The sequence below is a fragment of the Lysobacter sp. Root690 genome, from assembly GCF_001427785.1.
In the GTDB taxonomy this organism is placed as follows: domain Bacteria; phylum Pseudomonadota; class Gammaproteobacteria; order Xanthomonadales; family Xanthomonadaceae; genus Lysobacter.
The window spans coordinates 529,154-554,913 of sequence record NZ_LMHM01000016.1; the positions used below are offsets into that span (position 1 = coordinate 529,154).

Below are 25,760 nucleotides of genomic sequence, written 5' to 3' on the forward strand. Positions count from 1 at the left end.
ACGGGGCCTACCGGAGTTTCCATGAGTTTCGACACCGTCAGCGTCATCGGCCTGGGCTACATCGGCCTTCCCACCGCCGCCGCCTTCGCCGCCGCGCGCAAGCGCGTGATCGGCATCGACGTCACCGCCTCGATCGTCGACACCATCAACCGCGGCGAGATCCACATCATCGAACCCGAGCTCGACGCCGCGGTGCGCGCCGCGGTATCTGGCGGTTTCCTGCGCGCCTCGCTGCGGCCCGAGGCCGCCGACGCGTTCCTGATCGCTGTGCCGACGCCGTTCAAGAACGATCACGAACCCGACCTGAGCTACATCGAAGCGGCGGCGAAATCGCTCGCGTCGGTGTTGCGCAAGGGCGATCTGGTGGTGCTCGAATCGACTTCGCCGGTCGGCGCCACCGAACAGTTGGCCGCGTGGCTGGCGGCCGCCCGTTCCGACCTGAGCTTTCCGCAGGACGCCGGCGAGCAGGCCGACGTCAACATCGCCTACTGCCCCGAGCGCGTGCTGCCGGGCCACGTGATGCGCGAACTGATCGAAAACGACCGGGTGATCGGCGGCATGACCGCGCGCTGTTCGCAGCGCGCCTGCGAGCTGTACAAGAGCTTCGTGCGCGGCGAGTGCATCGTCACCAACGCGCGCACCGCAGAGATGTGCAAGCTCACCGAGAACGCGTTCCGCGACGTCAACATCGCCTTCGCCAACGAGCTGTCGATCATCTGCGACAAGCTCGGCATCAACGTCTGGGATCTGGTCGGCCTGGCCAACCGCCATCCGCGCGTCAACATTCTTCAGCCCGGCCCGGGCGTCGGCGGCCACTGCATCGCGGTCGACCCGTGGTTCATCGTCGACAGCGCGCCGGAGGAGGCACGCTTGATCCGCACCGCGCGCGAGGTCAACAACGGCAAGCCCGGCTGGGTCATCAACAAGATCGACGAAGCGATCGCGCAGGCCAAGGCCGACGGCAAGCAGCGCGAGGACCTGACCATCGCGGTGTTCGGCCTGGCGTTCAAGCCCGATATCGACGATCTGCGCGAAAGCCCGGCGCTCGACATCGCGGTCGAACTCGCTGGCCGCCATCCCGGCCGCGTGCTCGCGGTCGAGCCGCATATCTCGGTGCTGCCGGCCAAGCTCGATTCGTCGAAGTTGATTCTGGTCGATCTGCCGACCGCCAGCGCCCAGGCCGACATCGCGGTGCTGCTGGTCGATCACAAACCGTTCAAGGAGCACAGCTTGCCCGGCCACATGAAGATCATCGACACCAAGGGCATCTGGACCTGAGCGCCGGCGCGCTCGATCCGGACCAAAGCCCATGATGCGACGCCTGATCGGCACCGCCAGTCTGTCCGCGCTCAGCGCGCTCGCCTCGCGCGGCGCGCTGTTCGCCGGCGTGCTCGCGGCCGCGCATTTTCTCGGTCCGACCGCGTTCGGCCAGTTCACCCTGATCCAGACCACCGCGCTGCTGTTCACCACGTTCTGCGCGCTGAGCCTGGGCCAGATGGCGACCAAGATCGTATCCGAGGCGGTGGCGACGAAACCCGAACGCATCGCCGCGGCGCTGACCGTGTCCTACGGTTCGGCGCTGCTGGCGTCGCTGTTGTTCGCCGGTTTGCTGCTGGTGTTTTCGCAGCCGTTGGCGGTGCGCGTCGGCGGTTCGGCGGACCTGGTCGCGGTGTACGCGAGTTCTTCGTTGCTGGTGCTGACCGGTTTCATCGGCGCGGTCCAGAACGGGGTCGCGCTGGCGCTGCACAAGGTCAAGCAGCAGGCGCTGGCCAACCTGATCACCGCGCCGCTGGTGTTCGGCATCATGCTGCTGGCGGCGAGCCGGCGCGATATCGGCTGGGCGGTGTACGGCTCGATCGCCGCGCAATGGCTGATCGTGATCGGCCAGGAACGGGTGCTGCGCCGCTACCGGCGCGAGCACGACTGTCCCTTGTCGTGGTCGGCGCCGCGACGCGAGGAGTGGGCGGTGGTGTGGCGGCTGGGCCTGCCGTCGTCGCTGTCGGGCCTGCTGACCATGCCGGCGATCTGGCTGTCGATGGCGATGCTGTCGCACAGCATCGATGGCGCGACCGAACTGGGCAATTTCTCGCTCGGCAATCAGGCCCGCTCGATCCTGCTGTTCGGCATGGGCGTGGTCGCCAACGCCACCCTGCCCTTGCTCGCGTCGGCCGCGGCGCGCGGCGCCAGCGGCGAGGCCAGCAGCGCCTTGCGCCATTCGATCGCGTTGCTGGTGATCGCCACCAGCGCGATCGCGATGGTGCTGGCGATGGCCGCGCCGTTCTTCATCCATCGCCTCGCGCCGGCCTATATCGACGCGATCGTGCCGCTGCAATGGCTGCTGTTGTCGGCCATCGCCACCGCGCCGACCACGGTGCTGATGCGCAAGGCCACCGCCGACGGCCGGCCCGGCGTGCTGCTCGCCGGCAACGGCGTGTTCGCGCTGGCGCTGATCGGCGCCAGCGTGGCCTCGCTGCATCTGCACGGCGGCGCGACGGGGCTGGCGATCGCCTATCTGATCGCTTCGAGCCTGCAACTGGCGACCTATTCCCTGTGCAACCGCCGCGAGTTCCGCTGGAACTCGGCGACCGGCGGCAGCCGATGAGAACATTCCTATGAAAGCCCTGCGATTGATCAAGAAAGCCGTGGTCCTGACCGTGATCCGGGTCGGCTGGTTCATCAAGCCCGGCCTGGTGACGCGTCTGTACGCCTGGTTCCTGCGTTCGGAAGGCGCCAACGTCGAGGCCGATCCGAATTACCTGTCGGCGAAGATCTGGTTCGACGGCACCGACTATTCGCTGATCAGCCTCGGCCGCGGCTGCACGATCTCCAGCAACGTGCGCATCCTCACTCACGACTGGGCGATCCATACCGTCGCCAAGGAGCTCGGGCTCAAGTTCGATACGCCGCAAGGGCGGATCCGGCCGATTTCGATCGGCCGTCACGCCTTCATCGGCACCGGCTCGATCATCATGCCCGGCACCGACATCGGCGCGGGCTGCATCGTCGGCGCCGGTACCGTGGTGCGCGGCACGATTCCGCCGTTGAGCATAGTGATCGGCAACCCCAGCCAGATCGTCGGCTCGGTCAGCGACTATGTCGACAAGTCGCTGCGCAAGGGCCGCGAGGCCTGAGCCGCGCATGCGCATTCCCGCTCCCCGGCTGTTCCTGGCACCGGCCGCGCTCGGCGCGTTCCTGCTGTCGGGCTGGGCCTCGGTGTTCTTCAGCGTCGATACCGACGTAGTGCAGTACGCGGCGATCGCCGCGACCATCGGGCTGGGCGCGTTTTCGCTGTCGTATTCGGGCTTGAACCGGTTTGCGTTCCTGTTGCCGATCATCGCGACCCTGATCGTGTTCGCGCAGATTTCCTTCCTCGACACGCGCCAGCCGCATCCGCCCAAGGAACTCAAGTTCTATCTGATCCTGGTGTTCTGCGCCTACTGCGCCTGCTTCGTGCTGCGCGGCAAGGCCGCCGAGCATTTCGTGCGCATCTACGTGGCGCTGTGCTTCGCCCTGAGCCTGGCCGCGCTCGGCTTCAACCGCACCGCCGACACCGGCGCGCAGCGTTTGATGCAGGGCGAAGGCAACCCGATCTGGATCGCGCGCGCGGCCGGCACCGCGATCATGTACTTCGGCTACCGATTGTTGATCGAACCGCGCCATCGCAGCCTGCGCCTGCTCGCGCTGCTGCCGTGCGTGGCGGCGTTGATCCTGGCCGGTTCGCGCGGCCCGATCCTGTCGTTGCTGCTCGGCCTGGGCGCGCTGGTGGTGATGACCAACCGCGGCGCGCTGCTGCTGTCGCGCAAGCTCTGGGCGGCGGGCGTACTGGTCGTGCTGCTGGCGATCGCGGCGGTGGTGCTGGCGCCGCAGGGCATCCAGGATCGCCTCGCCAGCCTGTTCGTCAGCAACTACAGCGGCAGCGACGTGCTGCGCATGAATTTGTATGAGGTGTCGTTCGGCATGTTGCGCGAAACCCTGTTCGGCCACGGCTTCGGCGCGTTCGAAGCCAGCGGCGCGCTGCAGCCGTATCCGCACAATCTGCTGATCGAAGCGCTGATCGAACCGGGCCTGATCTTCAGCGCGTTCTTCTTCGCCCTGATCGTCTACGCAATCCGTCGCCTCTACCTCACCGCCAAGCGCGACCAGGGCCGCGAACTGGTGCCGACCTTCCTGTGCGCGCTGGCGATCTATTCGCTGGCCAACGCGATGTTCAGCGGCGACATCACCAGCCCGAAGGAACTGTACCTGTGCCTGTTCTTCGCGCTGTCGACCGCGCTGGCGGTGCGGCGAGGACCGCAGCCGACACCGATGCCACCGCCGCCATCTCGCCACCCCATCCCGACCTGAGCGAATCACACATCTCGAATCACCAATCCCCAATCCCGAATCCCGAGCCAAAAATGCAAGCGATCATCCTGGGCCAAGGCAATCCCTACCTGAAGAATCCGTACCTGAGCAAACTGTCGAAAGTGCTCGACAGCGCCAGCGTGCCGTACGAGTTCTGGATATGGAGCCGCGACAAACAGCCCGCCGATCTGCCCAAGGTCAAGGTGTTGTTGAACTTCGGTTCCTGGGGCGGTGGCGCGGTCAACGCGCTGGGCTACGCGCTGTGGGTGGCTTGGCTGAGCGTGCGCGTGTTCGCCCAGCCGCGCGCCGGGGTGTACTTCTGCTCGCGCCTGGACGCGGCGCTGCCGTGCGCGCTGGTCGCCTCGGTGCGGCGTTGCCGCTATGTGTTTCTCGACCGCGACAAGCTTTCCAAAAGCTATGCCTGGCCCGCGCCAGTGAAACGCATGATCGAAGCGATCGAAGGTTTCGTCGGCCGTCGCGCCAGCCTGCATGTGGTGCCCGGCTCGTCGCGCGCCGGCGACAACGACAACGACAATCTGCGGATCGTGCGCAACACCCCGCACACCGAGGTGATCGAACGCGCGCGCAGTCTCGCCGAGCGCCTGCCGCCACGCAGCGGTCGTCTGCGGGTGCTGATCAGTGGGCTGATCTCGCCCGAACGGGGCGCGCGGATGATGCGCGAGGCGATCGAACGCACCCAGGGCGAGGTCGAATTCATCGGCGCCGGCCGTCTTCTCGGCGAGGATGCGCAACGCCTGGCCGAACGCATGGGCCCGGACTATCGCGGCATCGTCAGCAACGAGGACGCCTTGGCGCTGCTGCTGAGCGCCGACCTGGTGCTGGCGTTCTACGACCCGGCCCTGGAGATCAACCGCCTGGCCGAACCGAACAAATGGTTCGACTGCGCGGCGCTGCAGATTCCCTTCGTCACCAACCCCGGCCTGCTGACCTCGGCGCCGTTCGAGCAGCACCAGGCCTGCTTCATGTGCGAGTACGGCGACGGCGAACGACTGGCCGCGCAACTGCTGCAGATCGCCGCCGACCGTTCCTTGCTGGAAACCCGCCGCGCCGGTCTGCGCCAGTTGCGTTACGAAGCCTGGGATACCGCGATGGCGCGGGTCATCGCCGAGTGCGTGAGGCTGGCGCCATGAGCCGACGCGGCACGCTGTTGCTGACGATGCTGCTGGTCACCGCGCCGCTCGGCGCGCGCGCCGGTGAGCGCGGCTTCGTCCTGTACAACAACACCAAGTACACCGACCTGGTCGACCAGCGCCTGGCGATCGCGCGTTCCAATCTGGTCGGCGAACCGCACCTGCCGGAACTGCGCGACGGCATCATGCCCGATGAGCAACGCTTCAAGGCCGCGGTCAAGGCCAACGTGAAGAATCCCGGCCCGCTGGTGCTGGACTTCGAACACATCAACCTCAGCCGCGACGCCGAGGTGTCGGCCAAGCATCTGCAGATGCTGCAGACCCTCGCGCGCTGGGCGCACGAGGCCGCGCCCGGACGCAAGATCGGCTACTACGGTTTCCCCGGCGCGATCGACCACGCCGATCCGCAACGCGCCAAGCAACTGGCGGCTTCGGTCGATCTGTTCTTCCCCTCGCTGTACACCGTCGACGACGACCGCGATCGCTGGCGCCGACGCATGGACAATATGGTCGCGGCGGCGCGCAAGCTCGATCCGGACAAACCGGTGCTGGCCTTCATCTGGCCGCAATACCACGACGCCACCCCGCGCAGCGCGCAGTTCGTGCCGGCCGACTACTGGCGCTTTCAGCTCGATCAGCTCCAGCGCGCCGCCGATGGCGCGGTGATCTGGAGCAAGCGCGTCGATGGCGGCGACCGCGACTGGGTGCCGGTCACCCGCAGTTTCCTCGACAAGGCCGCGCGCGCCGCGCCCGAGCGCTGAGCGCGCGCAACGCGCCTGTCCCTTCCCGAATACTCGCTCACGCACTGGAATCACCATGCAACAAGTCCTGCAAAACCTGCGCGACGGCAGCACCGAAGTCGCCGACGTGCCCGCCCCGGCCCTGCGCCGCGGTCATCTGCTGATCCGCAGCCACATCACCCTGGTCTCGGCCGGCACCGAGCGCATGCTGGTCGAGTTCGGCAAGGCCAATATGCTGCAGAAGGCGCGCCAGCAGCCCGACAAGGTGCGCATGGTGCTGGAGAAGGTGCGCACCGACGGCCTGGCCACCACCCTCGACGCGGTACGCAGCAAGCTCGATCAGCCGCTCGCGCTCGGGTATTGCAACGTCGGCACGGTGATCGGCGTCGGTCCCGGGGTCAGCGGTTTCGAGATCGGCGACCGGGTCGCGTCCAACGGCAAGCACGCCGAAGTGGTCGCGGTGCCGGTCAACCTGTGCGCGAAGATCCCCGACAACGTCGGCGACGAAGCCGCCGCGTTCACCGTGCTCGGCGCGATCGCGCTGCAGGGCATTCGTCTGGTCCAGCCGACGTTGGGCGAAACCGTGGTCGTCACCGGCCTGGGCCTGATCGGCCTGATCACCGTGCAGTTGCTGCGCGCGCACGGTTGTCGCGTGCTCGGCATCGACTACGACCCGGCCAAACTCGCGATCGCGCGCGAATACGGCGCGGAAACCGTCGACTTGTCCAAGAACGAAGACCCGCTCGCGGCAGCGGCGGCGTTCTCGCGCGGACGCGGCGTCGATGCGGTGCTGATCACCGCCTCGACCAAGAGCAACGAACCGGTCGCCCAGGCCGCGCACATGTGCCGCAAGCGCGGCCGCATCGTCCTGATCGGCGTGACCGGGCTGGAACTGTCGCGCGCGGATTTCTACGAAAAGGAGCTGTCGTTCCAGGTCTCGTGCTCGTACGGTCCGGGCCGCTACGACCCGTCCTACGAAGAACGCGGCAACGACTATCCGGTCGGGTTCGTGCGCTGGACCGAGCAGCGCAACTTCGAAGCGGTGCTCGACATGATGAGCAGCCGCGCGGTCGAGGTGCAGTCGCTGGTGACCCATCGCTACGGCATCGCCGAAGCCGAACGCGCCTACGCCGTGCTCGGCGGCGGCGAACCTTCGCTGGGCATCGTGCTCGATTACGGCCTGGGCGACGACATTCCCGAACAGCTGATGCGGCGCAAGGTGCCGCTGCACGTCAAGCCGTCCGCGAACGAAGTGCCCAGCGAGACCGGCGGCAGCGCGATCGCCTTCGTCGGTGCCGGCAACTACGCCGGCCGGGTACTGATCCCGGCGTTCGCGCGCACCGGCGCCAAGCTGCACACGCTGATCACCAACAACGGCGTCGGCAGCGTCCATTACGGCAAGAAGTTCGGCTTCCGCAACGCCAGCACCGACACCGACGCGGTGCTGCGCGATGCGAGCGTGGGCTCGATGGTGATCGCGACCCAGCACGGTAGCCACGCCGAACTGGTATTCAAGTCGCTGCGCCGCGGCAAGCACGTATTCGTCGAAAAGCCGCTGTGTTTGACCCTGGAAGAATTGCAGACCATCGAGAAAGCACACTCGGAGCAAACGGTGTACGGCATCCCGCCGGTGCTGATGGTCGGCTTCAACCGCCGCTTCGCCCCGCAGGTGCGCAAGATGCACGCACTGCTGGCCGGCGTGCGCGAGCCCAAGGCCTTTGTCATGACCGTCAATGCCGGTGCGATCCCGGCCGATCACTGGACCCAGGACCCGCAGCTCGGCGGCGGCCGCCTCATCGGCGAAGCCTGCCACTTCGTCGACTTGCTGCGTTTCCTCGCCGATTCGCCGATCGTGAGCCATCAACTCACCGCGGTCGGCAACGTGGCCGGCGTCGGCATCCGCAGCGACCGGGTCAGTTTCACCCTGAGTTTCGCCGACGGTTCGTTCGGTACCGTGCATTACCTCGCCAACGGCGACAAATCCTTTCCGAAGGAACGCCTGGAAGTGTTCGCGGCCGGACGCGTGCTGCAACTGGACAACTTCCGCCGCCTGCGCGGCTACGGCTGGCCCGGTTTCACCCGCATGAACCTGTGGCGCCAGGACAAGGGCCAGGCGGCGTGCGCGCAGGCCTTCATGCAGGCGGTGCAGGGCCAGGCGCCGGCGCCGATTCCGATCGAACAGATCCTCGAAGTCGCGCGGGTGACCATCGAACTGGACGCATCGGTCTGAGCACGCCATGACCTCGTTATCGCGATTGCCGCGCATGTGGCATACCGTGCGCCATCTGCGCCCGGTGCAGATCTACGGCCGTGCCTGGCATCGATTGCATCGGCCGCGCGTGGACGCGTCGCAGGCACCGGCGACCGCCGCCTTGCGCGGGCGCTGGATCGCTTGCGCGCGCATGCCTACGATGCTGGCCGCGCGTCGCTTCCGTTTCTTGAACGATGAGCACGAGCTGCCCGCCGACGGCTGGAACAGCACCGCGCTGCCCAAGCTGTGGCTGTACAACCTGCACTACTTCGACGATCTCAACGCCGACGGCGCCGAGTCGCGCCTGGGCTGGCATCGCGATCTGATCGGGCAATGGATCGCGGCCAATCCGCCGGCCGCGGGCAACGGCTGGGAGCCGTATTGCCTGTCGCTGCGCATCGTCAACTGGATCAAGTGGCGCTGCGCCGGTCACGGTCTGGGCGACGACAGCGCCGAACACGCGATGCTCGACAGCCTGGCGACACAGACCCGCTATCTGCGCGGCCGCCTGGAACGGCATTTGCTCGGCAATCATCTGTGGGCCAATTACAAGGCGCTGCTGTTCGCCGGCGCGTGCTTCGAAGGCGAGCAGGCGCAGCAGTGGCGCGAACTGGGCCTGCACGGGCTGCGGCGCGAGATCGGCGAGCAGATTCTCGATGACGGCGGTCATTTCGAACGCAGCCCGATGTACCACGCGATCCTGCTCGAAGACCTGCTGGATCTCGTCCAGTTGGCCGAGCGATTCCCGAACGCATTCCCGATGCACGAGGTCGCGCTGTGGCGCGAACGCGCCTTGAGCATGTTCGCCTGGCTCGCGGTGATGAGCCATCCAGACGGGCGCATCGCCTTCTTCAACGATGCCGCGTTCGGCATCGCGCCGACCCTGGCGCAATTGCGGTTGTACGCGCACGCGCTCGGCATCCAGGTGCCCGCGGCGTCCGAGCAACCGCTGCAAGTGCTGGCCGCTTCGGGCTATGTGCGGATGCAGGCCGGCAACGCGGTGCTGATCGCCGACGTCGGCGAAATCGGCCCGGACTACCTGCCCGGCCACGCCCACGCCGACACGCTCAGCTTCGAACTGTCGATCGATGGCCGACGCGTGCTGGTCAACGCCGGCACCTCGCGCTACGACATCGGCGCGCAGCGGCTGTGGCAGCGCGGCACCGCGGCGCATAACACGGTGCAGATCGACGGCCGCGATTCTTCCGAGGTGTGGAGCAGTTTTCGGGTGGCGCGGCGCGCGCATCCGTTCGCGGTCGTGCATGGCGTCGACGACGATGGCTTGTGGCTGGACGCGAGCCACGACGGTTATCGGCGGCTCAAGGGCCGGCCGCTGCACCGTCGCTGCTGGCGCTTGCAGGACGGCTGTCTGCGTATCGAAGACGTGATCGAAGGCGGCTTCGAGCGCGCGGTCGCGCGTTTCCGGATCGCGCCGGATCTGCGTGTCGACGGCGATCGCGTGCGCGGCAAAAGCGAGGATGTGTTGCGCTGGCAGGTCGAGCCGCCGTCAGCGCTGACCCGCATCGACGTCAGCACCTATCACCCCGAATTCGGACTGAGCCAGGCCTGCGAAGTGATCGAAGTCGCGCTCGAACCCACCGGCCGATCGGTCGCCACCTTCCGCTGGGACGGTTGAACCCGCATGCGCATCCTGTTTCTGTCCGACAACTTTCCGCCCGAAGGCAACGCGCCGGCCACCCGCACCTACGAGCACGCGGTGCGCTGGGTGCGCGCCGGGCACGAGGTCACGGTGATCACCTGCGCGCCGAATTTCCCCGAAGGCCGACTGTTCGACGGTTATCGCAACGCCTGGCGCGGCGTGGAAACCGTCGACGGTATCCGGGTGGTGCGGGTCAAGACCTACATCACCGCCAACGAGGGTTTCGTCAAGCGCAGCCTGGATTACATCAGCTTCATGGCCGCCTCGGTCGTGGCCGGCCTGTTCGAGCCGCGTCACGACGTGATCGTGGCGACCTCGCCGCAGTTCTTCTGCGCGCTCGGCGGCTGGGCGCTGGCGCGCCTGCGCCGGCGGCCGTTCGTGTTCGAACTGCGCGACCTGTGGCCGGCCTCGATCACCGCGGTCGGAGCGATGAAACGCAGCCTGGCGATCCGCGTGCTCGAACGCGTGGAGATGTTCCTGTACCGCAGCGCCGATGCGATCGTGCCGGTGACTCAGTCGTTCCGCGAGGAACTGATCGAGCGCGGCGTCGACGCCGACAAGATCCATGTCGTGCTCAACGGCGTCGACCTGCAACGCTACGCGCCGTGCGCGCGTGATCCGGAATTGGGCGAGCGCTACGATCTGCATGGGCGGTTCGTGGTCGGTTACCTCGGTACTCACGGCATGGCGCATGGCCTGGAAACCGTGATCGATGCGGCGCAGCGGCTGCAGCACGACCCGCGCATCGCCTTCTTCTTCGCCGGCAGCGGCGCCGAGCGCGCGCGGGTCGAGCAACTGGTGGCGCAACGCGGGCTCGACAACGTGCGCATGATTCCGCGCCAGCCCAAGGAGATGATGCCCAAGCTGTGGGGGCTGTGCGATGTCTCGCTGATCCCGCTGCGCGATAACCCGGTGTTCGCCGGGGTGATCCCGTCCAAGCTGTTCGAAGGCATGGGCATGGGGGTGCCCGCGCTGATGTCGCTGCCGCGCGGCGAAGCCACACGCATTGTCGAAAGCACCGGCTGTGGGGTGTGCGTGCCGGCCGAGAACGCCGAGGCGATGGCCGCGGCGATCGTCGCCTTGGCCGAAGATCCGGCGCGCATGCAGCGGCTGCGCGCGGCCAGCGTCGCCGCGGCGCCGGCGTATTCGCGCGATCGCCAGGCCCGGTTGATGACCGATGCGCTGGCGCGATTGATCGGCGACGACACCCAGGACCTGTTGCGAGTCGGCAAATAGGCGCGCCATGCCGCGCGTGCCGCCATGCTGAACTGGCTGATCGATCCGCTGCATACGGCGGTTTGCGTGCTGGTGCTAGGCGCGCTGGTCTGGCGTTGGCGGCGTCGCATCGGCATGGGCCTGATCGCGATCGGATTGAGCTGGGGCCTGCTGTGGTCGCTGCCGGTGGCGTCCGAGTCGCTGCGTGACTCGTTGGTTCGGCAGCGTCCGTCGTTGCCTCTGCCGCAGTCGTCACAACCGCCGCCGCGCGCCGACGCGATCGTCGTACTCGGCGGCGCGATCGGCCCGGTCAGCCGCTTCGATCAGGGCGATGCGGATGCACCGGCCCTGGCCGGCAACCGGGTCGCGCTGGCGGCTCGGGTCTGGCGCGAACAACGCACTGCTTCGATCCTGCTCAGCGGCGGACCGGCGGCGCGCACGCGCGGGGTCGCCGAGGCGCGGATCATGGCCGCCGTGCTGCGCAAGCTCGGCGTTCCGGAGCAAACGATGGTGCTGGAGGATCGCAGCACCAGCACCCGCGACAACGCCCGCAACAGCGCGGCGATCGCGCGCCAGCGCGACTGGCGGCGGGTGGTGTTGATCACCTCGCCGCTGCATCTGCCGCGCGCGGCGCGGCTGTTCGAGCACGAGGGTCTGCAGGTGCTGCCGATGGCGCCGCCCGAGCCGCGCATCGCTACCGCTCCCGCGTGGCGGCCTTCGCTGCAGGCGGCGCGGCGCAGCGGCGAAACCTTGAAGGAATACGCGTTGTTCGTGCTGTCGACGATCTGATCTAACAACGCCGGGGCCCCTGCCCCTTACAGCGAGACTTCCCGCCACATCGGGATCGGGAAACGACTGCCCGATCGCGCACATTCCCAACCCGCGTCGCAACCGCCAAAGCGCAACCACGTACAAGCCGGCCCGCGCGGGTTTGCTGCATGATGGCGCTCCGCCCTCACCGCCTTTCGACCATGCGTCTGCTGCGCGATCTGTCCCTGTCCGCCGTCATCGCCGGCTTCGTCGCGGTGCTGGTCGGGTTCACCAGTTCGGCGGCGATCGTGTTCAGCGCCGCGCAGGCATCGGGCGCCAACGATGCGGAAATCGCCTCGTGGATGTGGGCATTGGGCCTCGGCATGGGCGCGACCTGCATCGGCTTGTCGCTGCGCTATCGGGTGCCGGTGGTCACCGCCTGGTCGACGCCGGGCGCGGCGATGCTGATCACCGGCGCGGCCGGGCTGCCGCTGGCGGAGATCATCGGCGCGTTCGTGGTCAGCGCGGTGCTGACCACCGCGCTGGGCTTCAGCGGCTGGCTCGAACGCGCGTTGAGCCGGCTGCCGACCAGCTTGGCCTCGGGCATGCTCGCCGGCGTGCTGCTGCGCTTCGGCTTGAACGTGTTCACGTCGATGCAGGCGCAGTTCGCGCTGGTGTTCGCGATGTTTCTCGGCTGGCTGCTGGCGCGGCGCTGGAGCCCGCGCTATGCGGTGGTGATCACCCTGGCGATCGGCGTGGCCATCGCCGCGGTCCAGGGCCAGCTGCATCTGGGCGATGTGCGCCTGACCCTCGCGCAACCGATCTGGATCACCCCGAAGTTCTCGCTGGCGGCGGTGATCGGCGTGGCGATCCCGCTGTTCGTGGTCACCATGGCCTCGCAGAACATTCCCGGCATCGCGATCCTGCGCGCGCACGGCTATCAGGACACGCCGGTGTCGCCGCTGATCGGCTGGACCGGGCTGGTCACCCTGGTGCTGGCGCCGTTCGGCGCGTTCGCCCTGAACCTGGCCGCGATCACCGCGGCGATCTGCATGGGCAGCGACGCCCACGAGGACAGCCGGCGGCGTTACGTGGCCGCGGTCGCGGCCGGCGTGTTCTATCTGCTGACCGGGCTGTTCGGCGCCACCGTCGCCGCGCTGTTCGCCGCGTTCCCGAAGGAACTGGTACTGGCGATCGCCGGCATCGCCCTGCTCACCACCATCGGCAACGGCCTGGCCGCCGCCGTCCACGACCCGCAGGAGCGCGAACCGGCGCTGATCACCTTCCTGGTCACCGCCTCGGGCGTGAGCGCGTTCCAGATCGGCTCGGTGTTCTGGGGCATGGTCGCCGGGCTGCTGGCGCTGGCGATCACTCGTCGCAAGCACCCGGCCTGAGCCTGGCCGCGGCGGCCCGCCGCGCCGCGGACCCACGCAGCGATGGGACTTGCAAGCCCTTTGAGCTAGCGTATGCGCTGCAACCCCGCCTTGACGGTGCAATCTTCGAATGCGCATCACCGACGCCAGTTACGGCTCCAACGAAGACGGCCTGATCTGGGGCTATCGCTTCGTGCCCGGCCAGCCGGCACAGCCGATCAGCACCGACGCGGTGGCGGCGTTCCTGGCCCGGCCGGAGGACGGCGCGGATACGGGTGCGAACCCGGGCTTCCTGTGGCTGCACTTCTCGCTGTCGAACGTCGGCGCCGAACGCTACCTGCACCGCGCGCTCGACCTGCCCGATGCGTTCTTCGACAGCCTGCGCAGCGAAGTCGGCTCGACCCGGCTGGAACTCGACGATGGCGCGCTGATCGCGGTGATCCACGACGTGCTGTTCGATTCCAGCTTCGACGCCTCCGAGGTCGGCACCACCAGCCTGTGCATCGGCCCGCGCCTGCTGGTCAGCGCGCGCCTGCGGCCGTTGCGCTCGGTCGATCAACTGCGCGCGGCGGTCCGCAGCGGCCAGATCTTCCGCTCGCCGGTCGAATTGCTGGCCCACCTGCTGCGCGATCAGGCCAGCGTGCTCGGCGATATCCTGCGCAAGTCCACCGTCCAGGTCGATCGCATCGAAGACCGCCTGCTCGCCAACCGCATCGCCGACGACCGCAAGCAACTCGGCGCGCTGCGGCGTTCGCTGGTGCGCTTGCAGCGGTTGATGGCGCCGGAACCGACCGCGCTGTTCCGCCTGCTCAATCGTCCGCCGGACTGGATCGACCGCGACGACATCCAAGACCTGCAACAGGCGGCCGAGGAATTCTCCACCGCGATCGGCGATTCGGCCGCGCTGGTCGAGCGGATCAAGCTGATCCAGGAAGAACTGGCCGCGCTGGTCAACGAACAGACCGGTCGCACCTTGTTCGTACTGACCGTGGTCACCGTGCTGGCGCTGCCGATCAACCTGATCGCCGGCCTGTTCGGCATGAACGTCGGGGGTGTACCGCTGTCCGACAACCCGCATGGCTTCTGGAGCGTGGTGGTCGGGCTGTTCGTGCTGACCGCGGTGCTGGCGTATGCGGCGTTCGGGCGGCGTAGGGATTGAGGGGTGCTGGAGGCGCGCGCGCCCCTCATCCGGCCCTTCGGGCCACCTTCTCAGCCTTGCACTCCCTTCGGTCGCCGCGAGCGGGAGAAGGGACATTGAAGCCCCTCTCCCGCTTGCGGGAGAGGGGTTGGGGTGAGGGCCTGGGCTGCGACGCCACCACCCTTCGCGCTTAGCGCGGAAACTCAACAACGCTATTAGACCCAGGCAGTTCATCGACGCGCTCGGCCGCAACCTCGCCGCCCAGCGCCTGCCACGGCTTAGATCCCAACTGATCGAGCTGCCGGTAATGCCCAAGCAGACGAAACCCGGCGAACCCATACGGCACGCCTTCCGACGCCAACGGCACGCGCCCGTCGGCGAGATGGAAATGCAGATGCGGCCCGGTCGAATCGCCGGTGAAACCAAGCGCGCCGATGGTCTGGCCGACCCGCACCGCATCGCCTTCGCGCACCTTGATGCTGCCCGGACGCAGATGCTCGTAAGTCGCATAGCGGCCGTCGGCCAAGGCCAGCACGACGTAGTTGCCGGCAGCCTGATCGAAATCGTGGCGCGGATTGTCCGAGACTTTGACGCTCTCGGCCTGACCGTCGCGCACCGCCGCGACCCGCGCATCGGCCACGGCCAGCACGTCCGCGCCGTAGCCCAGGCTGTTGGCGGCGATGTCCGCATCGCCCTTGGCGATCCGCCCGTCCGCATCGACCCGGACCCAATCGATCGCATGCCGGCCCGGCAAGCGCGCGCGGCCGTTCAAGGTGTAGAACACCCGGCGATGACCGCGCGGCCACTGCGGCGCATAGATCGCGACCCACGGCCCGCCACGCAGCGGCGGCGCCAGTTGCAACGGCGCGGCGGCGCCGACTTCGAGTTCGGCGCCGATCACCGTCTGTGCCGCAGCCGCAGTCGCCGCATCCTTGGTCGCCGCGCCGTCGACAGCGGCGAAGCCGAGTCGATGCCGCAGACGCTTCGGCAACGCCTGCGTCGTGTCGAACTCCAGATACACCACCGCGCGTTCGCCGGGCTTGACCGAAGCGGCCGGCGCGGCGGCTCGGCCGATCACCTGGGTGCGCGCGGCCAGTTCGGTCCCGCTCCAGGTCGCCACGCTCGCCTGAGTGTCCGCATCGATCGCCTGCAGCTCCGACAAGCTCCATTCGGTCCGGCCGAAGTTGCTCAGATGCAGTTCGTAGACCAATCGCTGCCGTCCCTCGACCCGCACCGGCACCGGCGCCCGCGGCACGCTCATGTCGAAGCTGTCGACCGGCGCGGTCGCGTGCACCGGCATGCCGGTCGTCAAGAAGTACAGCGAGACGGCGAGCGTTAGCTGACGCAGCATGCAGGTGATCCTGACTATGAAATTAGAGAGAGGGCCTAGACCGTGCGAGGCAGCTTCAGTGAGGCGCGCAACGCCGTCCCATGCCATTTGTCATCTCGATCGCCTGCTCAGGGCCAACACTGAGTGAGTGTTCAGCCGGTTCGCACCAGAGCGCGGCGCCATCGGTCGACTGCTAAGATCGAAGCCGTCATCCCATCCGTACAGGACGTACAGAGCCATGGGCCTGAAGAGATTGCGACTTTCAACGCTGATCGTGTCGATCGCGCTGGTCGGGAGCGGCGCGATTCTTCTCTCCACCGGCCTTCGACATGGCTATGCCTGGTCGGACATGGACTGGAATCTCGACGGCGTTACTTCGGCGTCCGAACTGATCGCCGCAAGCGACATCGGCGTGCGCTGGACCGAATACGGTGATTTGCGCTGCAAGGAATATTTCAGCCTCAAGGACGGTCTTCCCCTGAGGACGATCTGTCCTGTCGACGAGGCGGCTGCGCTTCAAGACAAAGCCCAGGCGCCTAGATAGTCGATCTCGATCGCGGGCTGAGCGCGGCAATCCGCTCATCACTGTGGAATGGCTCGGCAATGCTCAGGGATTGGCTTCGCCCTGCCCCGCATGCCATCCACCGCCCAGCGCCTGGATCAACGCGACCGCGGTGGTCTGGCGATCGCGAGTAGCCTGCGCCAGCGATTGCCGCGCCGACAGCGCGGCGGTCTGCGCGACCACCACATCGGTGTAGGCGACCAGGCCGCTCTTGTAACGGTTCAAGGCGATACGCTCGGCTTCGTCGGCCGATTGCGAGGCCTGGGCGTAGAAGCCGGTGCGCTCGACCAGCACGCGGGTGGCGACCAGTTGGTCCTCGACGTCCTGGAACGCAGTCAATGCGGTCTGCCGGTACTGGGCCACGGTCTGGTCGTAAGCGGCGCGCGCCGCGTCGCGGGTGGCGCGGCGCGCGCCCGCGTCGAACAAAGTCTGGGCCAGGGCCACGCCGAGCGACCACAGGCTCGACGGCGCGTCGAACAAGCGTCCGATCTGCGAGGCGCCGCCGCCGCGCGAAGCGCTCAGGGTGAAACTCGGGAAGAACGCGGCCTGGGCGGCGCCGACTTCGGCATTGGCCGCGGCCACGCGGCGTTCGGCCGCGGCGATATCGGGACGGCGTTGCAGCAGTTCCGACGCCACGCCCGGCGGCAGTTCCGGCACCTGCGCGCGCCAGGCCGGATCGGGCGCGAGGGCGAAATCGGCCGGTGTTTTTCCGACCAGCACCGCGATCGCGTGTTCGAGCTGCGCGCGTTGCTGGGTCAGGTTGGCGAGGCTGGCCTGGGCATTGGCCAACTGGGTCTGCGCCTGCAGCACGTCGCTCTTGGCGGCGATTGCGGCGGCGTATCGATTGCCGGTGATGGTCAAGGCGCGCTGATAGGCTGCGACCGTCGACTGCAACAGCCCGGTTTCGATATCGGTTTCGCGCAGCTGGAAATAATTCGCCGCCAGTTCGCCTTGCGCAGCCAATCGCGCCGAAGCCAGATCCGCCGCGCTGGCGTCGGCCTGCGCACGCGCGCCTTCTACATTGCGCCGGATCCGACCCCACACATCGGGTTCCCAACTCGCGCCGATGTCGTAGCGATAGGTCTGGCCGACGCTGGAACCGCTGCTGCCGGCGCTGCGCGCGCGCGTGGCGGAACCATCCAGACTCACGCTCGGAAACAGCGCCGCGCGCTGTTCGCGCACCAGTGCCCTCGCCTGCCGATACGCGGCTTCGGCGGCGGCCAGATTCTGGTTCGACACTTCGACCTGCGCCATCAACCCGTCCAGCGTCGGATCGTGGAACACCGACCACCACGCGCCGCGATCGCTCGCGTCGGCCGGCACCGCGGGGTTCCAGTCCTTGGCCGGCTCGCCCCGAGCTTCCTTGTACTCGGCCGGCACAGCCAGACTCGGCCGAACATAATCCGGGCAAGCGGCGCAGCCGCTCAATACCGTGGCCGCCAACGCGATAAGCACAACATGAGCGCGCATCCGATCTCCTAAGCGCCTTGCGCGTGCAGGCCGTCGTCGCCCAGACGCGACAGTGAGGCTTCGTCGCGACCGGGCCGGCGCAGCCGGTCGAGGTAGTAATAGACCACCGGCGTGGTCAGCAAGGTCAGCACCTGGCTCGCCATCAAGCCGCCGACGATCGCCACGCCCAGGGGCTGGCGCAGCTCGGCGCCTTCGCCGAATCCAACCGCAAGAGGCAGGGCCCCCAAAGCGGCGGCTAGAGTCGTCATCAGGATGGGCCTGAACCGCAACATCGAGGCCTCGTAAATCGCATCGCGCGCCGACAAACCGCGCGCACGCTCACTCTCCAGCGCGAAGTCGATGATCAGGATCGCGTTCTTCTTGACGATGCCGATCAGCAACACCAGCCCGATCAACGCGATCACCGAGAACTCCATGCGCAGCAGCATCAGCGCCAGCACCGCGCCGATCCCGGCCGACGGCAGGGTCGACAGCACGGTGATCGGATGGATCATGCTTTCGTAGAGGATGCCGAGCACGATGTAGATCGCCACGATCGCCGCCAGGATCAGGATCGGCTGGCTCTTGGTGGTGTCCTGGAAGGCCTTGGCGGTGCCCTGGAAACTGCCGTGGACATTGGCCGGCATGCCGATCTGCGCCTGCGCGCGGATGATCGCGTCCTGCGCGTCGCTGAGCGAACGGCCCGGCGCGAGATTGAACGAAATGGTCGTCGCCAGCTGCGCGTCCTGATGGTTGATCGAGGTCGCCGCGGCGCTGTCGGAAAACTTCGCGATCGCCGACAGCGGCACCATCTGCCGCGCGCTCTGGGTCAGCGCGCTGCCCTGCGAGGCATTGCGCACCGGCGAGGCGGTCGGCCCGGACTGCGCCTGTATGCCGGTGCTGGCCGGGGTCGCGTTATGGGCCGGCACGTACACGTCGTTGAGCGCGGACGGGTCGCGCGCATAGGCCGGATCGACTTCCTGGATCACGTGGTACTGGTTGAGGTTCTTGTAGATGGTCGACACCTGGCGCTGACCGAAAGCGTCGTACAGCACGTTGTCGATATCGGCCGGGGTGATGCCCAATCGCGAGGCGGTGGCGCGATCGATCTGCACGTACGACTCCACGCCGTGGGCCTGGGTGTCGGAATCGATATCGGTCAATTCGGGCTGCTGCTTCATCGCCGCGGCGAGTTTGTCGGCCCAGGTGCGCAGCGCGTCGCTGCTGTCGGCCTTGAGCGTGTATTGATAGCTCGCATTGCTTTGGCGCCCGCCCAGGCGCACGTCCTGGACCGGATTGAGGAACAAGGTCGCGCCGGCGATGCGCATCAACTGCGGGCGCAGCCGCGCGATCACCTGCTCGCTGCTGTCCTTGCGCCCAGGCTTTGGCTTGAGGGTGACGAACACGAAGCCGCCGCCCGCGCGCGAGCCGCCGGTGAAACCGACCACGGTCTCGACCGCCGGGTCCTTGCGCACCACCTCGACGATCTCCTTGAGCTTGCCCTGCATGGCCTGGAACGAAATGCTCTGGTCCGCGCGCAGGCCGCCGTTCAACTGGCCGGTGTCCTGTTCGGGGAAGAAACCCTTGGGAATCGCCACGAACAGATACGCGTTCAATCCCACCACCAGCACCAAGGTCGCGAGCATCAACGCCGCATGGTCCAGCGCCCAGCGCAGACTCGCGCCATACGCGCGATGGGCGCGGTCGAACTGGCGGTCGAAGAACTTGCCGATCCGGCCCGGCGGTTTTTCCTGCGAATGCGGGCGCAGCAGGTACGCACACATCATCGGCGTGGTGGTCAGCGACACCACCAGCGAGATCAGTACCGCCGCAGACAGAGTCACGGCGAACTCGCGGAACAAGCGCCCGACGATCCCGCCCATGAACAACAACGGGATGAACACCGCGACCAGCGACAGGCTGATCGAGACCACGGTGAAGCCGACCTCGCGCGCGCCCAGCAGCGCCGCTTCGAACCGGTCCATGCCCTGTTCGAGATGCCGGCTGGTGTTTTCCAGCACCACTATGGCGTCGTCGACCACGAAACCGGTGGCGATGGTCAAGGCCATCAAACTGAGATTATTGAGACTGAAACCCAGCAGGTACATGACCGCGACCGCGCCGAGGATCGACACGGTCACCGCGACCGCCGGCACCACCGTCGCGCGCCAACTGCGCAGGAATACGCTGACCACCAGGATCACCAGAATCAGCGCGATCACCAAGGTCGCGGCCACTTCCTCCAGCGACGCGCGAATCGTGTTGGTGCGATCGGACGCGATCGACAACTCGATATCCGCCGGCAACTGCTTTTTCAAAATCGGCAAGGCCGCGCGCACGCCGTCGACGGTGCGGATGATGTTGGCGCCGGGCTGGCGGCTGATCACCGCCACCACCGCCGACTCGCCGTTGAACAGGCCCAGGGTATGCACGTCCTCGACGCCGTCGATCACCCGCGCCACATCGCGCAGGCGCACCGGCGCGGCGTCGCGCCAGGCCACCACCAGATCGCGGAAATCCGCGGCGCTCTGGCCGTTGTCGTTGGTGTAGATCTGGAACGCACGGTCGCCGCTCTCGACCACGCCCTTGGGCCGGTTGGCGTTGGCCGCGGAGATCGCCGCGCGGATATCCTCCAGGCCGATGCCGTAGCGCGACAAGGCGTACGGCACGATCTCGACCCGCACCGCCGGCAGCGAACCGCCGCCGATCTCGACATCGCCGACGCCTTCGACCTGCGCCAGCGTCTGCTGCACGATGTTGGTGGCGGCTTCGTAGATCTGCCCGGGCGTGCGGCTTTTCGAAGTCATCGCCACGATCATGATCGGCGCGTCGGCCGGGTTGACCTTGCGATAGGTCGGGTTGCTCTTGAGCGTGGCCGGCAGATCGCCGCGCGCGGCGTTGATCGCCGCCATCACGTCGCGCGCGGCGCCGTCGATGCTGCGGTTGAGATCGAACTGCAGGGTCACCCGGGCCTGACCGGTCGAGCTTTGCGAGGTCATCTCGGTGACGTCGGCGATGGTGCCCAGGCGCCGTTCCAGTGGCGTGGCCACGTTCGAGGCCATGGTCTCCGGGCTGGCGCCGGGCAGATTGGCGCTGACCGAAACGGTCGGGAAATCCACCTGCGGCAGCGGCGACACCGGCAGATTGAAGAACGCCGCGATGCCGCTGAGCGCCAGACCGATGGTCAGCAGCACGGTGCCGATCGGACGGCGCACGAACGGCTCGGACAGGTTCATGGCGGCGACTGCGCGGGGTCGGATTGATCGGCCGATGCGACTGAATCGTTCGCGCGCGACGAGCGATCGCGCCGACGACGCGCCAGCCGGTCGAACGCCAGATACACCACCGGCGTGGTGAACAAGGTCAGGATCTGGCTGAGGATCAAGCCGCCGAAGATCGCCACGCCGAGCGGACGCCGCAATTCCGAGCCCTCGCCCCAGCCCAGCATCAGCGGCAGCGCGGCGAACAGCGCCGCCAATGTGGTCATCAGGATCGGACGGAAGCGCAGCAGCGCGGCCTGATGGATCGCCTCGCGCGGCGCGCGGCCCTGCTCGCGTTCGGCGTCGATGGCGAAGTCGATCATCATGATCGCGTTCTTCTTGACGATGCCGATCAGCAGGATGATGCCGATGATTCCGATCACGCCGAGGTCCGAACCACTCAACATAAGCGCAATCAACGCGCCGACGCCGGCCGACGGCAAGGTCGACAGAATCGTCAGCGGATGGATATAGCTCTCGTACAACACGCCCAGCACGATGTAGACGCAGATCACCGCGGCCAGGATCAGCCACAGTTCGTTCTGCAACGAAGCTTCGTAGGCATTGGCCGCGCCGAGGAAGGATAGGCTGATCCCGGTCGGCAAGGCGGCATCGGCCGCGGCGGTCTCGCGGATCGCATCCACCGCGGTGCCCAGCGATACGCCCGGCGCGGTGTCGAAGCCGACCGTCGCCGCCGGGAACTGGGCGACGTGGTTGACCTGCAGCGGCGCGGCGCGTTCCTGGATCTGCGCGATCGCCGACAGCGGCGTCGGCGCGTTCGCGGTCGGCAGGTGCAATCGGCCCAGGTCGGCCGGCTGCGTGGCCAAGCCGGGCTGCGCTTCCAGGATCACCCGGTACTGGGCGGTCTCGTTGAAGATGGTCGAGACGATGCGCTGGCCGAACGCGCTATACAACGCTTCGTCGACGGTCGAGGCGCTGATGTTGAGACGCGCGGCGCTGTCGCGATCGATCGATACGTACGCGGCCGAACCGGTCGCGCCGGCATCGGTGATCACGTTGCGCAACTGCGGCAGCTCGCGCAGTTTGTCGACCAGCGCATTGGCGGTGCGATCGACCGCGGCCTGGTCCGAGCCCTGGATCGAGAAGCGGTTCTGGGTCGGCCCGGTCTCCGCGTCGATGGTCAAGTCCTGCACCGGCTGCACATATAAGGTCACCCCGGCCACGGCCGAAGCGCGATCGCGAAACTGCTGCATGATTTCCTGCTGCGAACCGCTGCGTTCTTCCTTCAGATTGATCAGCATGCGCCCGGCCGACAGCAGCGTGGTGTTGGCGCCGTCCACGCCGATATAGGCGCTCAGCGAGGCGACATCGGGATCGTCGAGCAAAGCGCGCGCCACGTCCTGTTGCACCTGCGCCATACCGGCATAGGACACCTGATGGCTGTAGCGCACCTCGGCCTGCAACTGGCCGGTGTCCTGCGTCGGGAACAGGCCCTTGGGAATCACGATGTACAGCAACACGGTCAGCGCCAAGGTCGCCAAGGCCACGATCAAGGTCGCGCCCTGGCGGTCGAGCACCCAGTCCAGGGCCACGCCGTAGCGATCGATGACGCGCTGGAACGGGTCCGGCCGTTGCGGCCTGGACGCATCGTCCTCGCGCTTATGCGGCTTGAGCCAGCGCGCCGCCAGCATCGGCGTCAAGGTCAACGACACCACCGCCGAGATCACAATGGTGATCGCCAGGGTGATCGCGAATTCGCGGAACAGCCGCCCGACCACGTCGCCCATGAACAACAGCGGGATCAGCACCGCGATCAGCGACACGGTCAACGAGATGATGGTGAAGCCGATCTGGCGCGCGCCCTTGAGCGCGGCCTCGAACGGCGGCTCGCCTTCCTCGATGTAGCGCGAGATGTTCTCGATCATCACGATCGCATCGTCGACCACGAAACCGGTGGCGATGGTCAGCGCCATCAGGCTGAGGTTGTCGAGACTGAAACCGAGCAGGTACATCGCGCCGAATGTGCCGATCAGCGAGATCGGCACCGCCAGGCTGGCGATCACCGTGGCCGCGACGCTGCGCAGAAACACCAGGATCACCGCGACCACCAGCGCGATCGCCAGCAGCAGTTCGAATTCGACGTCGCGCACCGAGGCGCGGATGCCGGTGGTGCGGTCGCTGAGCACGTCGACCTTGAGCCCGGCCGGCAAACCGGCCTGCAAGTCCGGCAGTTTGGCCTTGATCGCGTCGACGGTGGCGATCACGTTGGCGCCGGGCTGACGTTGCACGTTGACGATGATCGCCGGGGTCAGCCCGGCCCAGGCCCCGAGGCGGACGTTCTCGGCGCTTTCGATCACGTTGGCGACATCGCGCAGGCGGATCGGCGCGCCGTCGCGGTAGGCGACGATCAGTTGTTTGTACTGCTCGGCATCGGTGAGCTGGTCGTTGGCGTCGATGGTGTAGGACCGGCTCGGCCCGTCGAAACTGCCCTTGGCGCCGCTGGCGTTGCCGTTCGCGATCACCGTGCGCAGGCTGTCGATGCCCAGTCCGTACGAGGCGAGCAATTGCGGATCGGCCTGGATGCGCACCGCCGGCCGGTTGCCGCCGCTGAGCGACACCAGCCCCACGCCGCCGACCTGGGAAATGCTTTGCGCCAGCCGCGTGTTGACCAGGTCCTGCACCTGGGTCAACGCGATCGTGTCTGAGGTCACCGCGAGGGTCAGCACCGGCGCATCGGCCGGATTGACCTTGGCGTACACCGGCGGCGCCGGCAGATCGGCCGGCAGCAGGTTGCCGCCGGCATTGATCGCGGCCTGCACTTCCTGCTCGGCCACATCCAGCGTTTCGTCGAGATCGAACTGCAAGGTGATGACCGACGCGCCGGCGGCGCTGGTCGAACTCATCCGCCGCAGCCCGGACATCTGCCCGAACTGGCGTTCCAGCGGCGCGGTCACGGTATGCGCCATTACCTCGGGACTGGCGCCCGGGTACAGGGTCTGCACCTGGATGGTCGGGTAATCGACTTCCGGCAAGGCCGACAGCGGCAACAGCCGGAAACCGGCGAGACCGGCCAGCACGATCGCCGCCATCAGCAGCGAAGTCGCGACCGGTCGCAGGATGAAGGGTCGCGAGGGATTCATTGCGCGCCGCTGCGGCCGCCGGCCCTGCGTTCGCCTCGCGGCTTGCCGGATGCCGCGTCGCCGCTGCCTTTACCAGAGGCCGCGGCGTCCTCGGGTAAACGCACGGTAGCGCCGTCGATTAGTTGATCGCCACCGGAGATCACCACCTTCTCGCCCACGCGCAGGCCTTGTGCGACCGACACCGAATCGCCCGACGCCGGCCCGCGCTTGACCGTGCGCAGCGAGGCCTTGCGATCGGCGCCGACTACGTACACGAAGTCGCCCTTCGGCCCGGTGCGCAGCGCCGCCGAGGGCACCACGATCGCGTTGTTCAAGGTATCCAGCAATACGCGCACGTTGACGAACTGACTCGGGAACAAACGCGCGTCGGCATTGCCGAACCGCGCCTTAGCCTTGACCGTGCCGGTGGTCGGGTCGATCACATTGTCCAAGGTCAGGAACTGGCCCTGGCCGAGTACTTGGGTGCGAGTGCGGTCTAACACCGTCACCGCCGGCGCATTACCCTGCGCCAACCGCGCCTGGATGCGCGGCAGATCGTCCTGCGGCGCGGTGAATTCGACATCGATCGGCGCGACCGCGGCGATCACCGCGACCCCGGCCGCGTCGCCGGATGTCACGTAATTGCCCAGATCGACCACGCGCAAACCCACGCGCCCGGCGATCGGCGCCTTGACCTGGCTGTAGTCGAGATTGAGCCTGGCGGTGCCGACCGCGGCCTGATCGGTGGCGACCACGCCGTCCAGCTGGCGCACGGTCGCGGCCTGCGTGTCGACATCCTGACGCGCGATCGAATCCTGCTTCAACAAGGTCTGATAACGCTGCAAGGTCAACTGCGCCACGCGCAACTGCGCCTGATCGCGGACCAGACTGCCCTGCGCCTGTTGCAGCGCCAGCTCGAACGGCCGCGGGTCGATGCTCAGCAGCACCTGCCCCTTGGTCACGCTCTGGCCTTCCTTGAACGCGATATCGACGATGTTGCCCGAGACCTGCGGCCGCACCGTCACCGTCGCCAGCGGCGTGACCGTGCCGAGCGCTTCGAGCGTGATCGGGATCGAGCCGGCCTGTGCGACGGCGATGCCGACCGTCGCGGTCGGCCGTCGATTGCCGCGCTCCTCGCTCGCGCGCCCATGCACCAGCCACCAGACCAGCGCGATCAGCACCAGCACGCCGAGGATCGTCAGCAACAGGCCTTGATGGCGTCGCCATCCGCCGCGCCGGGTCGGCGCATCGGGGGAGTGAGCTTGCGGCGTCGTGCCCATAGGCCTGCCTGCATTCGCTTGATTCGTGAGATTCGGATAAAGCTAACGCGCGAAGCCCGATTGCGTTGTCCGTATTACAGAACCGTAATGCACGGCCAATGTTCGGAAGGCCGTGTGAACGTGGTGTGGTGGCTGGGGCGGCGGACGGGCGTTCCCCGCATGAGACCGCCCAACAAA

General features: G+C 67.4%; 18 protein-coding genes. 13 read left to right on the plus strand and 5 right to left on the minus strand.

Translation table 11 applies throughout. The features are described from left to right. Window positions 1-21: 21 nt before the first annotated feature. The 12 genes from wecC (at window position 22) to ASD86_RS19450 (ending at window position 14,643) form a co-directional block, all read left to right on the plus strand. A complete protein-coding gene (gene wecC, locus ASD86_RS19395) occupies window positions 22-1,278 on the plus strand; it encodes a UDP-N-acetyl-D-mannosamine dehydrogenase (protein ID WP_056114429.1) in 1,257 nt (418 codons plus the stop codon). 31 nt (window positions 1,279-1,309) lie between these two features. Further along, the gene (locus ASD86_RS19400) at window positions 1,310-2,602 is read left to right on the plus strand and encodes an oligosaccharide flippase family protein (RefSeq protein WP_056114432.1); all 1,293 of its coding nucleotides are present in this window, start codon (window positions 1,310-1,312) and stop codon (window positions 2,600-2,602) included. A 10-nt stretch (window positions 2,603-2,612) separates the two neighbouring features. Further along, window positions 2,613-3,131 (plus strand): acyltransferase, encoded by a 519-nt coding sequence (locus ASD86_RS19405; protein ID WP_056114434.1) that lies wholly within the window; start codon window positions 2,613-2,615, stop codon window positions 3,129-3,131. A gap of 7 nt (window positions 3,132-3,138) precedes the next feature. After that, window positions 3,139-4,344: an O-antigen ligase family protein gene (locus ASD86_RS19410; protein ID WP_056114437.1), complete on the plus strand. Its 1,206-nt coding sequence runs from the start codon at window positions 3,139-3,141 to the stop codon at window positions 4,342-4,344. A 53-nt stretch (window positions 4,345-4,397) separates the two neighbouring features. Beyond that, window positions 4,398-5,495 (plus strand): hypothetical protein, encoded by a 1,098-nt coding sequence (locus ASD86_RS19415; RefSeq protein ID WP_056114440.1) that lies wholly within the window; start codon window positions 4,398-4,400, stop codon window positions 5,493-5,495. Continuing rightward, entirely contained in the window at window positions 5,492-6,256 is a 765-nt protein-coding gene (locus ASD86_RS19420) for a hypothetical protein (protein ID WP_056114443.1), read from the plus strand. The genes ASD86_RS19415 and ASD86_RS19420 overlap by 4 nt, the downstream gene beginning before the upstream one ends. A gap of 55 nt (window positions 6,257-6,311) precedes the next feature. After that, window positions 6,312-8,465 carry a bi-domain-containing oxidoreductase gene (locus ASD86_RS19425; protein ID WP_056114447.1) on the plus strand — a complete coding sequence of 718 codons (2,154 nt, stop codon included), beginning with the start codon at window positions 6,312-6,314 and terminating at the stop codon, window positions 8,463-8,465. Window positions 8,466-8,472: 7 nt separating this feature from the next. Next, window positions 8,473-10,122 (plus strand): heparinase II/III family protein, encoded by a 1,650-nt coding sequence (locus ASD86_RS19430; protein WP_056114450.1) that lies wholly within the window; start codon window positions 8,473-8,475, stop codon window positions 10,120-10,122. Between the two features lie 6 nt (window positions 10,123-10,128). After that, window positions 10,129-11,382, plus strand: a complete 1,254-nt coding sequence (locus ASD86_RS19435) for a glycosyltransferase family 4 protein (RefSeq protein ID WP_056114452.1) — start codon at window positions 10,129-10,131, stop codon at window positions 11,380-11,382. 24 nt (window positions 11,383-11,406) lie between these two features. After that, window positions 11,407-12,150, plus strand: a complete 744-nt coding sequence (locus tag ASD86_RS19440) for a YdcF family protein (RefSeq protein ID WP_056114455.1) — start codon at window positions 11,407-11,409, stop codon at window positions 12,148-12,150. Window positions 12,151-12,302: 152 nt separating this feature from the next. Beyond that, window positions 12,303-13,505 carry a benzoate/H(+) symporter BenE family transporter gene (locus tag ASD86_RS19445; protein WP_200957279.1) on the plus strand — a complete coding sequence of 401 codons (1,203 nt, stop codon included), beginning with the start codon at window positions 12,303-12,305 and terminating at the stop codon, window positions 13,503-13,505. 109 nt (window positions 13,506-13,614) lie between these two features. Continuing rightward, the gene (locus ASD86_RS19450; protein ID WP_056114461.1) at window positions 13,615-14,643 is read left to right on the plus strand and encodes a transporter; all 1,029 of its coding nucleotides are present in this window, start codon (window positions 13,615-13,617) and stop codon (window positions 14,641-14,643) included. A 169-nt stretch (window positions 14,644-14,812) separates the two neighbouring features. Here ASD86_RS19450 and ASD86_RS19455 read toward each other — a convergent pair whose 3' ends face one another. Then, window positions 14,813-15,973 carry a M23 family metallopeptidase gene (locus tag ASD86_RS19455; RefSeq protein ID WP_056114465.1) on the minus strand — a complete coding sequence of 387 codons (1,161 nt, stop codon included), beginning with the start codon at window positions 15,971-15,973 and terminating at the stop codon, window positions 14,813-14,815. 217 nt (window positions 15,974-16,190) lie between these two features. Between ASD86_RS19455 and ASD86_RS19460 the strand changes: the two genes are divergently transcribed. Further along, a complete protein-coding gene (locus ASD86_RS19460; RefSeq protein ID WP_056114469.1) occupies window positions 16,191-16,496 on the plus strand; it encodes a hypothetical protein in 306 nt (101 codons plus the stop codon). A 63-nt stretch (window positions 16,497-16,559) separates the two neighbouring features. On the opposite strand, the gene ASD86_RS19465 is transcribed toward ASD86_RS19460, so the two are convergent. The 4 genes from ASD86_RS19465 to ASD86_RS19480 are packed head-to-tail and all read right to left on the minus strand — an operon-like array spanning window position 16,560 to window position 25,508. Beyond that, window positions 16,560-17,984 carry an efflux transporter outer membrane subunit gene (locus ASD86_RS19465; RefSeq protein ID WP_056114472.1) on the minus strand — a complete coding sequence of 475 codons (1,425 nt, stop codon included), beginning with the start codon at window positions 17,982-17,984 and terminating at the stop codon, window positions 16,560-16,562. An 8-nt stretch (window positions 17,985-17,992) separates the two neighbouring features. Further along, a complete protein-coding gene (locus ASD86_RS19470; protein WP_056114475.1) occupies window positions 17,993-21,199 on the minus strand; it encodes an efflux RND transporter permease subunit in 3,207 nt (1,068 codons plus the stop codon). Next, complete coding sequence (locus ASD86_RS19475; protein ID WP_056114478.1) at window positions 21,196-24,324, minus strand: efflux RND transporter permease subunit; 3,129 nt, start codon at window positions 24,322-24,324, stop codon at window positions 21,196-21,198. Before ASD86_RS19475 ends, ASD86_RS19470 begins: the two co-directional genes overlap by 4 nt. Then, the gene (locus tag ASD86_RS19480) at window positions 24,321-25,508 is read right to left on the minus strand and encodes an efflux RND transporter periplasmic adaptor subunit (protein ID WP_200957271.1); all 1,188 of its coding nucleotides are present in this window, start codon (window positions 25,506-25,508) and stop codon (window positions 24,321-24,323) included. The genes ASD86_RS19475 and ASD86_RS19480 overlap by 4 nt, the downstream gene beginning before the upstream one ends. Window positions 25,509-25,760 lie beyond the last annotated feature (252 nt).